Genomic DNA, 13120 nt, shown 5'->3' on the forward strand with positions numbered 1-13120 from the left:
AGACGGATGATCGGGGTCGTGAGATTCGCCGTTCCGCCCTCTCCGGCCGACAAACTCGCCATCGCCCTGGTGGTCGAGCCTGATCGGTCTCGCCCGTTGCCGCCCGGCCAGCGGGAGGAGGCGACGCGCCATCTGCTGCAGACCGCAGGCGACGCCGGGATCGGCCGGGTGGCCACCCGGCCCGAAGGCGATGTCGAGCGCATGCTGGGCCAGGCCTGGCCCTTCCCCTCGCCCTTCCGCGTCACCGTCCGCACCGTGCCCCTGGCCGACGGTCTGGACCGGGTCGAGGCGCGCGCCCGCCGCTCGCTGGAGCGTATGGGCTTGCCGCGCGGCGACGCCGTTCTGGTGCAGAACGCCGCCGATCTGGCGGGCGCCGAGGGGCGCGCCCTGTGGGACCGCCTTCAGGCGCTGAAGGATCGCGGCGTCTTCCGCAAGGTCGGCTTCATCGCCACGGTCGAGGACGGCCCGGCCTTGCTGGCGCGCCGCTTCCAGCCCGACGTGGTGCAACTGACCTGCAACATCCTGGATCAGCGCGCGGCGCGTTCCGGCGCCATCGCCGATCTGGCCAGCCAAGGGATTGAAGTGCATCTGGCCTCGGTCTTTGCGCAGGGCCTGCTGTTCGCCAACCGCGAGAGCCTGCCGCCCGAACTGGCCGCCCACGGCATGGCCCTGTCCCGCACGCGCCGCCGTCTGGCCGAGGCGCGGGTCGATCCGATGCAGGCGGCCCTGGCCTACGCCCTGACCCTGCCGGGGGTGGCCTCGGTCATCGCCAGCGTGGCCTCATCGGCCGAACTGCGCGCCATCATCGCCGCCTCCCACGCCCCGCGCCCCGACATCGACTGGGACGCCCTGGCGCTGGACGAGACCCCCGCCGCCCTGGCCTCGCGCCCGCGCCTGCGCCTCGTCAGCGCGGCCTGATCCACAAAGCTGTCCACAGGCGGTCCTTCGCCTGTGCATGAGGGGCGCCGCCCGCGCTTGAGGCGGCCGTCCCGATCCGCCACCCTGCGGGTCAGATGAACGCGCCGCTTTTCCACCCGCCCAAAGCCGACCTCAAGCCCGACGCTGGCACCACGCCGGTCATGGCCCAATACCTGTCGGTCAAGGCTACACAGCCCGAAGCCATGCTGTTCTTCCGCATGGGCGACTTCTACGAACTGTTCTTCGAGGACGCGCAGAAGGCGGCGGCGGCGCTGGGCATCGCCCTGACCAAACGCGGCAAGCACCAGGGCGAGGACATCCCCATGGCCGGGGTGCCCGTCCACGCCATGGACGGCTATCTGGCGCGGCTGATCCGCCAGGGCTTCAAGGTCGCCGTCTGCGAACAGCTGGAAGACCCGGCCGAGGCCAAGAAGCGCGGCTCCAAGGCTGTGGTCCACCGCGACATCGTGCGGGTGGTGACGCCCGGCACCCTGACCGAGGACACGCTGCTGGACGCGCGCGGCGCCAACCGGCTGGCGGCCGTGGCGATCCGCAAGGGCAGGGCCGCCGTGGCGGTGGTCGAACTGTCGGCGGGCGTGGTGGATTCGGTCGCCTGCGACCTCAACGATCTGGGCGCGGCGTTGGCGGCGTTCCGGCCGTCGGAGGTGCTGGTCCCCGATCGCCTGTTCTCGGACGAGACGATGAAGGGGGCGCTGGACGGCTCGGGCGGGGTGGTTCAGGCTATGCCCCAGGCCCTGGCCGAGCCGGTCGGGGCGCGCGACCGAGTGCAGCGCCTCTACGGCGTCTCGGCGCTGGACGGCTTCGGCGCCTTTGAAGAGGCGGAAGTTTCCGCGCTGGGCCTGATCGCCGCCTATCTTGAGACGACGCAGGCGGGCAGGATTCCCGCCCTGACCCCGCCGCGCCGCTCGGGCGAGAGCGGCTTTCTCGCTATCGATCCGGCGACGCGCCTCAGCTTAGAGATCGACCGCACCCAGAGGGGCGAGCGCGACGGCAGTCTGCTGCACGCCATCGACCGCACCGTGACCTCGGGCGGGGCGCGGGCGCTGGCCGAACGCATCTCGCGGCCCTTGCGCGATCCGGCGGCGATCAACGCCGGGCTGGATGCGGTCGAGTGGTTGCTGGAGCGGCGCGATCTGCGACGCGACCTGCGCGACGCCTTGCGCGCCTCGGCCGATGTGGCGCGGGCGACCTCGCGTCTGGCTCTGGGCCGCGGCGGGCCGCGCGATCTGGCGGCGATCCGCTCGGGGTTGACGACGGCGCAGGGCCTGAGCGCCCTGTTCGCCGCCTGCGCCAACGACCCGCTGACCGGGCCGCCCGCGCGGGTGACGGCCTGCCTCGACCAACTGGCGCTTGAGGGCGAGCTGTCGCACCTGCTGGCCGAACTGGCCGACGGCCTGATCGACGAGCCGCCGCATCTGGCGCGCGACGGCGGCTATGTGAACCCCAGCCATCGGCCCGAACTGGACGCCGCCCGCACCCTGCGCGACGACAGCCGCAAGATCATCGCCGAGCTGGAAGCCAAGGCGGTCGCCGACAGCGGCGTCGCCTTCAAGGTGCGCCACAACGCCGTCCTCGGCTATTTCCTCGAGACCAGCGCCAAGGCGGCCGAAGGCCTGTTGCGCGCGGGACCGGACAGCCCCTTCATCCATCGCCAGACCCTGGCCAATCAGGTGCGCTTCACCACGGTCGAGCTGTCCGAGCTGGACGCTAAGATCAGCCAGGCCGGGCACCGCGCCCTGGCCATCGAGGCCGAGACCTTCGAGGGCTGGCGCCGCGAGGTGGCGCGTCTGGCCGGGCCGCTGCAGGGCGCAGCCGAGGCTCTGGCCGAACTGGACGCCCACGCCGCCCTGGCCGAATGGGCCGAAGAGGTCGGGGCCGTGCGCCCCAGCGTCGATGACAGCCTGTGCTTCGCCGTCGAGGCGGGCCGCCACCCGGTGGTCGAGGCGGCGGTGAAGGCGCAAGGCCTGCCCTATACCCCCAACAACTGCGCGCTGGCGGGCGACGGCGTCGGGGCCTCGCGCCTGTCCATCGTCACCGGGCCGAACATGGCAGGCAAGTCGACCTTCCTGCGCCAGAACGCCTTGTTGGTGGTGCTGGCCCAGGCGGGGGCCTTCGTGCCGGCGCGGTCGATGAAGCTGGGCGTGGTCGACCGGCTGTTCTCCAGAGTCGGCGCGGGCGACGATCTGGCGCGCGGCCGCTCCACCTTCATGATGGAGATGGTCGAGACGGCCGCCATCCTGACCCAGGCGTCCGAGCGCAGCTTCGTCGTGCTGGACGAGATCGGGCGCGGCACCGCCACCTATGACGGCCTGGCCATCGCCTGGGCCACGGCCGAGGCCCTGCACGAAACCAATCGCGCGCGGACCCTGTTCGCCACCCACTATCACAAGCTGGCGCAGCTGGAGCAGCGGCTGGACCACGTCTGCAACCTGTCGATGAAGGCGCGCGAGTGGAACGGCGAGCTGGTCTTCCTGCACGAGGCGGCGCCCGGCGCGGCGGACCGCTCCTATGGCGTGCAGGTGGCGCGTCTGGCGGGTGTGCCGACGGCGGTGGTCGGCCGCGCTCGCGAGGTGCTGGAGCGGCTGGAGAATGAAAAAGCGGCGACCGCCCGCCTGGACGACCTGCCGCTGTTCGCCGCCGCCGCTGAACCGCCCCCGCCGCCGATGAGGTCCCAGCTGGACGAGGCCGTCGCCGCCATCGACCCTGACGACCTGACCCCCCGCGAGGCGCTGGAGGCGCTGTATCGGCTGAAGGGGATGGCGAAGGGCTAGAACCCCGCTCATCCCGGCGGACGCCGGGATCCAGTGAGAGCTTCGTCCTCCATCGGTAAGGCTGGAGCGGCCCATGTCTAAGCGCGCGCCTAAAGCCAAAGGACTGGATCCCGGCGTCCGCCGGGATGAGCGGGAATAAGAGGGCGTGCTATGCTTCCCGCCGTGACCGCCCCGCCTCCGCTCCCCCCCGCCGTTCTCGACGCCGCCTCGGCGCCGGACCCGCGCGCCGCCGTCACCGCGCTTTTGCGTGAAAGCTTCGAGGCCGACCGCGCCCGCGCCGCCCGCCGCGCCGAAAGCGCGACCGACGGCGCCGAGGCGGCGCGCCTCTACGCCGAGGCCGCCGACGCCCTGCTGACCACCCTGTGGCGGTTCGCGACGGAACAGGTCCATCCGGCCCCGGACGAGCGGCTGACCCTGCTGGCGGTCGGCGGCTACGGACGCGGGGTGCTGGCTCCGCTTTCGGACCTCGATCTGCTGTTTCTCCGGCCGGGGCAGGCGATTAGTCCGCGCGCCCAGGCGGTGGTCGAGTTCGTCCACTATGTCCTGTGGGATCTGGGGTTGAAGGTCGGCTCGGCCTTCCGCTCCATCGGCGAGACTCTGGCTCTGGCGCGCGACGACATGACGGTGCGCACCACCTTGCTGGAGGCGCGGGTGCTGGCGGGGGATGCAGGCCTGGGCGAAAGCCTGCTGAGACGGTTCCGCAGCGAAGTCGCCCGCGCCGACCCGCGGCCCTTCATCGCCGCCAAGATGTCCGAGCGCGACGTGCGCCTGCAGAAAACCGGCGCCGTCCGCTACCGCGTCGAGCCCAATATCAAGGACGGCAAGGGGGGGCTGCGCGACCTCAACACCCTGTTCTGGATCGCCCGCTCGCTGGCGCCGGACAGCGAGCGAGGGCAGGCGGCGCTGGAGGGCCTGCTGACCGCGCGCGAGCTGCGCAGCTTCCGCGAGGCGATCGGCTTCCTGTGGCGGGTGCGCATCCTGCTGCATCTGGTCGCCGGGAGGCCTGAGGAAAAGCTGACCTTCGACGTCCAGCCCGAGATCGCCCGGCGCATGGGCTGGCGCGGGCGCGGCGACGAACTGGCGGTCGAGCGCTTCATGCGCCGCTATTTCCAGGTCGCGCGCGAGGTCGGCGCCCTGACCCGCGCCGTCTCGGCCCAGCTGGAGGCGCGCCAGCAGAAGAAGGCGGAAGGGTTGGCGCGCGGCCTGTCGCGGCTGATCCGCCGCCGCCGGGTCAGGCTCGCCTTCGACGGCCTGGCGGTGGAGGAGGGGCGGCTGACCGTGACGGGGGCCAATGTCTTCGCCCGCGATCCGGCGCGGCTGCTGATGCTGTTCGTCGAGGCGGACCGGCTGGACCTGGACCTGCACCCCGACGCCTTCGCCGCCGTGATCCGCTCGCTGACGCTGGTGACGCCCGCCCTGCGCCGCGACCCGCGCGCGGCCGAGGCGTTTCTGACGGTGCTGGCCCACGGCCAGCGGCCCTACCGTGTCCTGTCGATCATGAACGAGACGGGGCTGTTGGGCCGCTTCCTGCCCGAATGGGGGCGGATCGTCGGCCAGACCCAGTTCAACATGTACCACGCTTATACGGTGGACGAGCACACCCTGCAGGCGGTGGGCGTCATCAACGACATCGCGCGCGGCAAGCTGAAGGCGGACCACCCGGCCTCGACCGCCATCGTCCCGCACATCGCCGATATCGAGGCGCTGATGCTGGCCATGCTGCTGCACGACGTGGGCAAGGGCGGCGACCGAGGCCAGTTGGAGGACGGGGCCATCGCCGCGCGCCGGGCCTGCGAGCGGCTGGGCGTCGATCCGCGCCGGATCGAGCTGGTCGTCTGGCTGGTGCGCCATCATCTGCTGATGAGCGACTACGCCCAGAAGCGCGACGTGTCCGATCCCTCGACCGTGCGCGCCTTCGCTGAGGCGGTGGGAGATCCAGAGCGCCTGCGCATGTTGATGGTGCTGACCGTGGCCGACATCCGCGCCGTCGGGCCGGGGGTGTGGAACGGCTGGAAGGGGCAGTTGATGCGCGCCCTGTTCGAGGCGACCGAGGCCCTGTTCCGGGGCGACGCCGTGACGCGCGAGGACCCTCTGGCCGACCACCCCGCCCTGGTCGAACGGGCGCGGCGCGAGGGGGCGGCGGTCGAGGCCCTGCCCGCCGAAGGGCCGCTGGAATCCACCGCCCGCGTGGCTGTGGCGGCGCGCGACCGGCCCGGACTGTTCGCCGATCTGGCGGCCACGCTGTCGATGGCCGGCGCCGACGTGGTGGGCGCGCGGCTGGCCACGGCCGAGGACGGGATGGCGCTGGACGTGTTCGAGATTCAGGACGGGGCGGGCGAACCCTATGGCGGGCGCGAGCCGCGACGGCTGGCCATTCTGGTCAAGGCGATGGAGCGGGCGGTGTTGAAGGGCGCACGGACCTCGGCCATGCAGCCGCCGCGCGTCAGCGCCCGCCGCGCCGTCTTCGATGTGCGGCCGGTGGTGCGTATCGACGCCGACACCGGGACCAGCGCCGTGGTGGTCGAGGTGTCCGGCGCCGACCGGCCCGGCCTGCTGGCCGATCTGGCGCGGACGATCTCGGGGCACGGCTATTCGACCCGCTCGGCCCACGTCGCCAGCTTCGGCGAGCGGGCGGTGGACGGCTTCTACATCACCGACGCCGACGGCCGAAAACCCAAGGACAAGGCGAAGCTGGAGGCCTTGAAGGCGGACCTGCTGGAGGTGCTGGATCGCGCGCCGCAAGGCCCCGCCGGGCGCAGCATCACCCCTGTGCGCGCCAGCGTGCGCGATGTGTCGGATCTGGAGGGCGCGCTGGGCCGTTCGCCCGTATCCAGCGGCTCGCAGGCGCGCTAAGGCGTTTCGGGACCGAGCGCAGGAACAGCCGTGAACGACAAGACCGACCCCATCGAACCGGCCGCGCCGATCTCGGCTGCAAACGCCACGGTCGAGCCGGTGGTCCAGCCGCCCGCCTCCGCTGCGACGGCCAAGCCCAAGGCGGGCGGGGTGGCGCGCTCCTCGGCCATCTTCAGCGCCATGACCCTGCTCAGCCGTCTGGCCGGGTTCGCGCGCGATCTGGTCATTACGGCGGCGCTGGGCGCCTCGGCGGGCCCGGCGGCCGACGCCTATTACACGGCGCTGAACTTCCCCAATCTGTTCCGGCGCATCTTCGCCGAAGGGGCCTTCGCCGCCGCCTTCGTGCCCGCCTACGCCAAGACGCTGAAGAGCGAGGGGGAGGCGGCGGCCGACAAGGTGGCGACCGACGCCCTGGCCGCCGTGGCCGCCGTCACCGTGGCCCTGACCCTGGTCGCCCAGCTGGCGATGCCGTGGCTGATGATGGTCATCAACATCGGTTTCCTGGATGATCCGGCCCGCTTCAAGCTGGCGGTGATCCTGACCCAGATCACCATGCCCTACCTGCCCTGCATGGCCATCGCCGCCCTGCTCAGCGGGGTGCTGAACGCGAGGGGGCGGTTCATCGTTTCGGGCGCCTATCCGATCCTGCTGAACCTGATCATGCTGGCCGCCGTCATCCCGGTGAAGGGCGATCAGATCGAGGCCGCCTACGCCGCCTCCTGGGCCGTGCTGGTCGCGGGCGTGGCCCAGGCGGGTCTGTGCTGGTGGGCGGCGCGCAAGGCGGGGGCGAATATCCGCCTCAGCCTGCCGAAAATGACGCCGGCGGTGAAGGCCATCATCATCACCGCCGTTCCCGCCGCCATCGGCAACAGCGCCACTCAGATCAACGTCTTCATCTCCGGCAACCTGTCCAGCTTCGTCGACGGCGGGCGCACTTGGCTGGCGACGGCGGACCGGCTGTACCAGCTGCCGCTGGGTCTGGTCGGGGTGGCGATCGGCATCGCCCTGCTGCCCAAGCTGTCGTCGGCGGTGGCGTCCAAGGACCACGCTCAGCAGCAGGCGTCGATGGACGAGGCGTTGATCCTGTCCATGGCCCTGACTCTGCCGGCGGCGGCGGCCCTGATGGCCATGCCCTACTTCCTGATCGACGCCCTGTTCACGCGCGGCGCCTTCCTGCAGGTCGACGCCGTCAACACGGCTCACGCTCTGCTGCATTTCGGCTGGGGCGTGCCCGCCTTCGTGCTGATCCGCATCCTGGCCCCGGCCTTCTTTGCGCGGGGCGATACGCGTCGGCCCATGGTCTTCGCCCTGATCTCGGTGGCGGTGAACGCCGTGCTGGCCATCGGCCTGTTCAACCTGGGCATGGGGGTGTCCGGCATCGCCGCGGCGGTCAGCGCCTCGGCCTGGACCAATGTGCTGCTGCTGGGCGCCACGCTGTGGCGGCGCGAGCACTACCGGCCCAGCCCGCGCGCCGTCTCGCGTCTGGGCCGCATCGCCCTGGCCAGCGCGGGGCTGGCGGCGGTGGTCGGCGCGGCGTCGTGGGCGCGGCCCATGCTGCAGGCGCCGGTCGCCGACCTGCTGGCGATGGCGGGTTCGAGCCACGGCGCCAAGGAGATCACCCTGCTGCTGGTCGTGGCGGCGGGCGGCCTGGCCTATGTCGCGCTGGCGTTCCTGACGCGCGCGGTGACGATGGCCGAGGTCAAGGGCCTGGTGCGGCGGTCGCGGTGAGCTTGCCCTTCGCAGCCCGAACCGATAAGCGCGAGGGCATGGCGCTTTCGGGACGATTTCTCGCTCACGGACGATGGCGCGGCTGATCCGCCGCCCCGGGCGTCCGCACGCCCGCCTTTCGCACGCGAAACCGTGCGCCGACATCCGCCTTTCGATTTCCGAGATCCGCTATCATGACTGACCAGACCCCGGCCCAATACACCGGCCCGCGCCGCATCCTGTCCGGCATCCAGGCCTCCGGCGCCCTGCACCTGGGCAACTATCTGGGCGCGCTGAAGCGCTTCACCGAGCTGCAGGAGACGGGCGCGCCCCTGTTCGTCTTCGTCGCCGACATGCACGCCATCACCGTCTGGCAGGAGCCCGAGAAGCTGGCCGCCCAGACGCGCGAGATCGCGGCGGCCTATTTGGCCTCGGGCCTGGACCCGGCCAAGGCCGTCATCTTCCCGCAGTCGGCTGTGCCGGCCCACGCCGAGCTGGCCTGGATCTTCAACTGCGTCGGCCGCCTCGGCTGGCTGGACCGGATGACCCAGTTCAAGGAGAAGTCGGGCAAGCACAAGGAACGCTCCAGCGTCGGCCTGTACACCTACCCGGTGCTGCAGGCAGCGGACATCCTGCTCTACAAGGCGACCGAGGTGCCGGTGGGCGAGGACCAGAAGCAGCATCTGGAGCTGACCCGCGACATCGCCCAGAAGTTCAACAACGACTTTGGCGCGCCCGGCTACTTCCCCCTGCCCGAGCCGCTGATCCAGGGGCCGGCGACGCGGGTGATGTCCCTGCGCGACGGCGCGGCCAAGATGTCCAAGTCCGATCCGTCGGACCTGTCGCGCATCAACCTGACCGATGACGCCGACGCCATCGCCAACAAGATCCGCAAGGCCAAGACCGACATGGAGCCGCTGCCGGAAACGCTCGAGGGTCTGGAGGGGCGGCCTGAGGCCAAGAACCTGGTCGCCATCTACGCCGCCCTGGCCGACACCACGCGCGAGGCGGTGCTGGCCGAGTTCGCGGGCCAGGGTTTCGGCGCCTTCAAGCCGAAACTGGCGGAACTGGCCGTGTCGTCGATGGCCGACGTCACCGCCGAAATGCGCCGTCTGATGAACGACCCGGCCGAGATCGACCGGGCCCTGGCCGCCGGCGCCGAAAAGGCGCGCGAGATTGCCGAGCCGACCATCGCCGAGGTCAAGAAGATCGTCGGCTTCTGGCAGGGCTGATGCTTCTGGGCTGATGCTTCTGGGCTGAGCGGCGGGTTTCGGACGCGGCGATGCGAGTCTCGCTTCCGTCGCCGCGTCTTCGCGCCTAGAGCGTCGAGGCATGAGCCATACTCTCGATCGGGCGGTGTTCAACGCCCTGACCACGCGTCTGTCGCCTTTCGTCACGCCGAATTCCGGAGCGGCCGCCGTGCGCATCGACCCTGAGATCGGGGTGTTCCTGGCGGTGGCCGACGCGACGCCGGACAGCCGCCGGGCGCTGACCGAGCTGGACCGCCGCCATCCCGGCGGGGGGCTGGTCGAGCGCGAGGACGGGCCGATGGTCGACGTCCTGCCCGACGGCGCCGTGATCGCCGCGCGGGTCGGCCTGGTGCAGATGACGGCGACGGCCCTGACGCCCCTCGGCTTGGAAGGCCCGCGGCTGGACGACGTCATCGAGGTGCTGGACGAGGCTGACGCGCCGGCGATGCTGGCGCTGGCGACCCTGACGCGGCCCGGTCCCTTCCGCTCGCAGACGCGCAAGCTGGGCCCGTTCATCGGCGTCAAGCGCGAGGGCCAGCTGGTCGCCATGGCGGGGCGGCGGCTGCGGGTGGACGGTTTCACCGAACTGAGCGGCGTCTGCACCCACCCGGATCATCGCGGCCAAGGCTATGCGGCGGCTCTGTCCCGCGCGGTGGTCGGCGAGATCCTGGCCTCGGGCGAGGCGGCCTTCCTGCACGCCTTCGCGGAGCATGAGGCGACGATCGCCTTCTATCGCGGACTGGGATTTCAGGCCCGGGCGCGCATGACCTATACCTTGCTGGGCGAGGCTCAGGAGGAGCGGACATGAGCGTGCATCGGGCGACGGTCGAATGGCGCCGAGGCGAGCAGCCGTTCAGCGACAACAAATACGGTCGCGGCCATGAATGGCGCTTCGACGGCGGGGCCGTGGTGCGCGGTTCGTCCGCGCCGTCGGCCCTGTTGCCGCCGCCCCTGTCGGACGAGACGGCGGTCGATCCAGAGGAAGCCCTGGTCGCCGCCCTGTCCAGTTGCCACATGCTGTTCTTCTTGGCCTACGCCCGCAAGGATGGCTTCATCGTCGACAGCTATCGCGACGACGCCGAGGGGACGTTGGGCCAGGACGAGCGCGGCAGGGTGTCGATCACAGAGGTGACGCTGCGCCCCTCCGTCATCTGGTCAGGCGACACGTCGCCGGACGCGGAAGCCCTCGCCGAGCTGCACCATCGCGCCCACGACAGCTGCTACATCGCCAACTCGATCCGCGCCGAGGTCAGGATCGAGCCGCGCTGACCTAGGCTGCGGTCTGCTGCAGGAAGGCTCCGAACCGGCGCAGGGCCTCCTCGGTCAGGTCGGGGTGGTGGCGCATCGGCCCGTTGTTGGTCGGTTCGTCAAAGGCGTGGGTGCCGTCGGCGACCCAGCTTTCGACCTGCGCCCCGCCCGCGCGGATCATGGCATTGACCCGTTCCGCGTTGCGCACCGTTGTCAGGTGATCGCGCCCCGCCGTCAGGGCCAGGACGCGCGGGTGACGGCGCCACGGCTTCATCCGGTTGAAGGCCCAAGGGCCGATATAGGCGTAGGCCAGAAACACGGCCTTGACGCCTGACAGGTCGACGGCGCCCGGATCGGCGACGCCCATGCGGCGCGGCGCGGGCGTCTCGCTCATCATCTCCATGATGGCCCATCCGCCGTGGCTCCAGCCCGCCAGGGCCAGTTGGGAAGCGTCCACGTCCGGCCGCTGCGACAGGCCGTGGATGGCGGCCAGGACATCGCCGGCCCGCTCATAGCCCCGGAACAGCACGCCGGTGCACACCATGGTCAGCGTCAACGCCCGGCCCCAGCCGCGCGGACCATAGGAATCGATGATGGCGGCGCGCCAGCCGGCCGCTTTCGCCGCCTCGGCATAGCGCGGGAGATGGCTGCGCAGACCGCCGCAACCGTGGAACAGCAGGACCATCGGGCGCGGGCGGTCGTCGTCAGGCCCGACGATCTGCACATGCGGCTGCAACCGAGCCCAGCGGGCGGCGATGGTGTCCATCCCTGCAATCTAGGGCGCCGTTCTTTTCAGGGAAGGGGTCTTGCGCTTGGCTCATTTAGATATATCTGTTTGCCAGTCCGATATATCTAAATGAGAGAAAAGAAGAGATGAGAGGATCCAAGAGGATCGGAAGGCGCGGCCACGGCATGGGCCAGCACGGACCTGAGCGCGGCCTGGGTTGCGGCGGCTACGGCCGGACGATGCGCCCGGAAGCCAGGCGGACGGGCGAGGGCCGAATGCGCGGCGAAGGTCACGGCCGTCGCGGCGGCGGCCGCATGTTCGAACACGGCGCCCTGCGCTGGGTGCTGCTGTCGCTGATCGCGGACAAGCCCAGCCACGGTTATGAACTGATCAAGGCCATCGAGGCGCGAGTGGGCGGGGCCTATGCGCCCAGCCCCGGCGTCATCTATCCCAGCCTCGCGCTGCTGGAAGACATGGGCGCCGTGAACGCCGTCGCCGACGGCGGCAAGAAGCGCTACGCCGTCACCGACGAAGGCCGTCGCCTGCTGGTTGAAAACGCCGAGGCCCTGGCCCACGCCGAGCGCAAGATGAAGGCCTTGGGCGGCCGCGCCGACCGGCCGGCGCGCATCGCCCAGGCTATCGAGGCCTTCCGCGCCGCGATGCATGATCGCCTGACCCAGGAGCCGCCGCTCAGCGAAGCCCAGGTCGAGGCTCTTGCCGACATGATCGAAGCCGCAGCCGAAAAGGTGAGACAGGCATGAGCAACGCCCTGTTGAGACAACCGCGCCGCGTGCGGCATGAGCTGAAATTCCGCCGCGCCCGTGTCCAAGCCGTCGAGCAGTTGACCCCGGTCCTGAAGCGCGTCGTGCTGACCGGCGACGAGCTGGAGGGCTTCTTCAGCCCCGGTTTCGACGACCACGTGAAGATCTTCCCCGTGCCGCGCGGCGAGCCGTTGGCGCTGCCGACGTCGGGGCCAGACGGGCCGGTGTTCCCGGACCCCCGCCCCGTGGCGCGCGACTACACCCCGCGCGCGTTCGACGCCGCCAATCGTCGGCTGACTATCGACTTCGCTGTCGGCCACGGCGGTCCGGCCACCGCCTGGGCCGAGGACGCGCAGCCTGGCGACGAGCTGGGCCTGGGCGGGCCGCGCGGATCCTTCCTGGTCCCGACCAGCTTCGCCGAGCACCTGCTGGTCGGCGACGAGACGGCGATCCCCGCCATCGCCCGCCGTCTGGAGGAACTGCCGAAAAGCGCGCGCGCGATCGCCTGCATCGAGGTCGACGATGTCGCCGGCGAACTGGGCTTGCCCAGTCCGGCGGACGTCGAGATCGTCTGGGTGCACCGCAAGGGCGGCCCGCGCGGCCGCGCCGAAGCGCTGACGGCGGCGGCGGTCGCGGCGGCGAAACGGATCGACCCGGCCGATGCCTATGTCTGGGTCGCCTGCGAATCCTCGGTCGCCCGCTCGATGCGCGCGGCGCTGCTGGCCGCCCGGCCGTTCAACCCGAAATGGATGAAGGTCGCCGGCTACTGGCGGCTGGGCGGCGTCGGCTCGAACGATGTGATCGAGGACTGAAGGCCAGACACAAAAAACCCCTCCCCCCTGCAGCGGGGGGAGGGGGCGGCGG

The 13120-nt window shown here is 71.0% G+C and carries 10 protein-coding genes; 9 read left to right on the top strand and 1 reads right to left on the bottom strand.

Translation table 11 applies throughout. The features are described from left to right. Positions 1–18 precede the first annotated feature (18 nt). The 7 genes from ACLBV5_RS08975 (at position 19) to ACLBV5_RS09005 (ending at position 10789) form a co-directional block, all read left to right on the top strand. Positions 19–918: an aldo/keto reductase gene (locus tag ACLBV5_RS08975; protein ID WP_447605441.1), complete on the top strand. Its 900-nt coding sequence runs from the start codon at positions 19–21 to the stop codon at positions 916–918. 95 nt (positions 919–1013) lie between these two features. Continuing rightward, positions 1014–3710, top strand: coding sequence for a DNA mismatch repair protein MutS (gene mutS / locus ACLBV5_RS08980; protein WP_447605442.1), 2697 nt, complete (start codon positions 1014–1016; stop codon positions 3708–3710). 150 nt (positions 3711–3860) lie between these two features. After that, positions 3861–6563: a [protein-PII] uridylyltransferase gene (gene glnD / locus ACLBV5_RS08985; RefSeq protein WP_447605443.1), complete on the top strand. Its 2703-nt coding sequence runs from the start codon at positions 3861–3863 to the stop codon at positions 6561–6563. A 30-nt stretch (positions 6564–6593) separates the two neighbouring features. Then, a complete protein-coding gene (gene murJ, locus ACLBV5_RS08990) occupies positions 6594–8291 on the top strand; it encodes a murein biosynthesis integral membrane protein MurJ (protein WP_447605444.1) in 1698 nt (565 codons plus the stop codon). Between the two features lie 173 nt (positions 8292–8464). Continuing rightward, a complete protein-coding gene (trpS, locus tag ACLBV5_RS08995; RefSeq protein WP_447605445.1) occupies positions 8465–9502 on the top strand; it encodes a tryptophan--tRNA ligase in 1038 nt (345 codons plus the stop codon). 100 nt (positions 9503–9602) lie between these two features. Beyond that, positions 9603–10328 (top strand): GNAT family N-acetyltransferase, encoded by a 726-nt coding sequence (locus ACLBV5_RS09000; RefSeq protein ID WP_447605446.1) that lies wholly within the window; start codon positions 9603–9605, stop codon positions 10326–10328. Further along, positions 10325–10789, top strand: a complete 465-nt coding sequence (locus ACLBV5_RS09005; RefSeq protein WP_447605447.1) for an OsmC family protein — start codon at positions 10325–10327, stop codon at positions 10787–10789. Before ACLBV5_RS09000 ends, ACLBV5_RS09005 begins: the two co-directional genes overlap by 4 nt. A 1-nt stretch (position 10790) precedes the next feature. Here the strand turns inward: ACLBV5_RS09005 and ACLBV5_RS09010 are convergent, their stop codons facing one another. Next, positions 10791–11534 carry a dienelactone hydrolase family protein gene (locus ACLBV5_RS09010; RefSeq protein ID WP_447605448.1) on the bottom strand — a complete coding sequence of 248 codons (744 nt, stop codon included), beginning with the start codon at positions 11532–11534 and terminating at the stop codon, positions 10791–10793. Between the two features lie 146 nt (positions 11535–11680). On the opposite strand from ACLBV5_RS09010, the gene ACLBV5_RS09015 reads away from it, so the two are divergent. Both ACLBV5_RS09015 and ACLBV5_RS09020 read left to right on the top strand, forming a co-directional pair. Beyond that, the gene (locus tag ACLBV5_RS09015; protein WP_447605449.1) at positions 11681–12256 is read left to right on the top strand and encodes a PadR family transcriptional regulator; all 576 of its coding nucleotides are present in this window, start codon (positions 11681–11683) and stop codon (positions 12254–12256) included. After that, positions 12253–13068, top strand: coding sequence for a siderophore-interacting protein (locus tag ACLBV5_RS09020; RefSeq protein WP_447605450.1), 816 nt, complete (start codon positions 12253–12255; stop codon positions 13066–13068). The genes ACLBV5_RS09015 and ACLBV5_RS09020 overlap by 4 nt, the downstream gene beginning before the upstream one ends. Positions 13069–13120: the final 52 nt, after the last annotated feature.

The sequence above is a fragment of the Brevundimonas sp. M1A4_2e genome (assembly GCF_053345555.1).

Bases quoted from the DNA above. Each gene is read 5' to 3' on its own strand.
- mutS (WP_447605442.1), top strand. From the start codon at position 1,014: ATGAACGCGCCGCTTTTCCACCCGCCCAAAGCCGACCTCAAGCCCGAC.
- glnD (WP_447605443.1), top strand. From the start codon at position 3,861: ATGCTTCCCGCCGTGACCGCCCCGCCTCCGCTCCCCCCCGCCGTTCTC.
- trpS (WP_447605445.1), top strand. From the start codon at position 8,465: ATGACTGACCAGACCCCGGCCCAATACACCGGCCCGCGCCGCATCCTG.
- ACLBV5_RS09000 (WP_447605446.1), top strand. From the start codon at position 9,603: ATGAGCCATACTCTCGATCGGGCGGTGTTCAACGCCCTGACCACGCGT.
- ACLBV5_RS09005 (WP_447605447.1), top strand. From the start codon at position 10,325: ATGAGCGTGCATCGGGCGACGGTCGAATGGCGCCGAGGCGAGCAGCCG.
- ACLBV5_RS09010 (WP_447605448.1), bottom strand. From the start codon at position 11,534: ATGGACACCATCGCCGCCCGCTGGGCTCGGTTGCAGCCGCATGTGCAG.
- ACLBV5_RS09015 (WP_447605449.1), top strand. From the start codon at position 11,681: ATGGGCCAGCACGGACCTGAGCGCGGCCTGGGTTGCGGCGGCTACGGC.
- ACLBV5_RS09020 (WP_447605450.1), top strand. From the start codon at position 12,253: ATGAGCAACGCCCTGTTGAGACAACCGCGCCGCGTGCGGCATGAGCTG.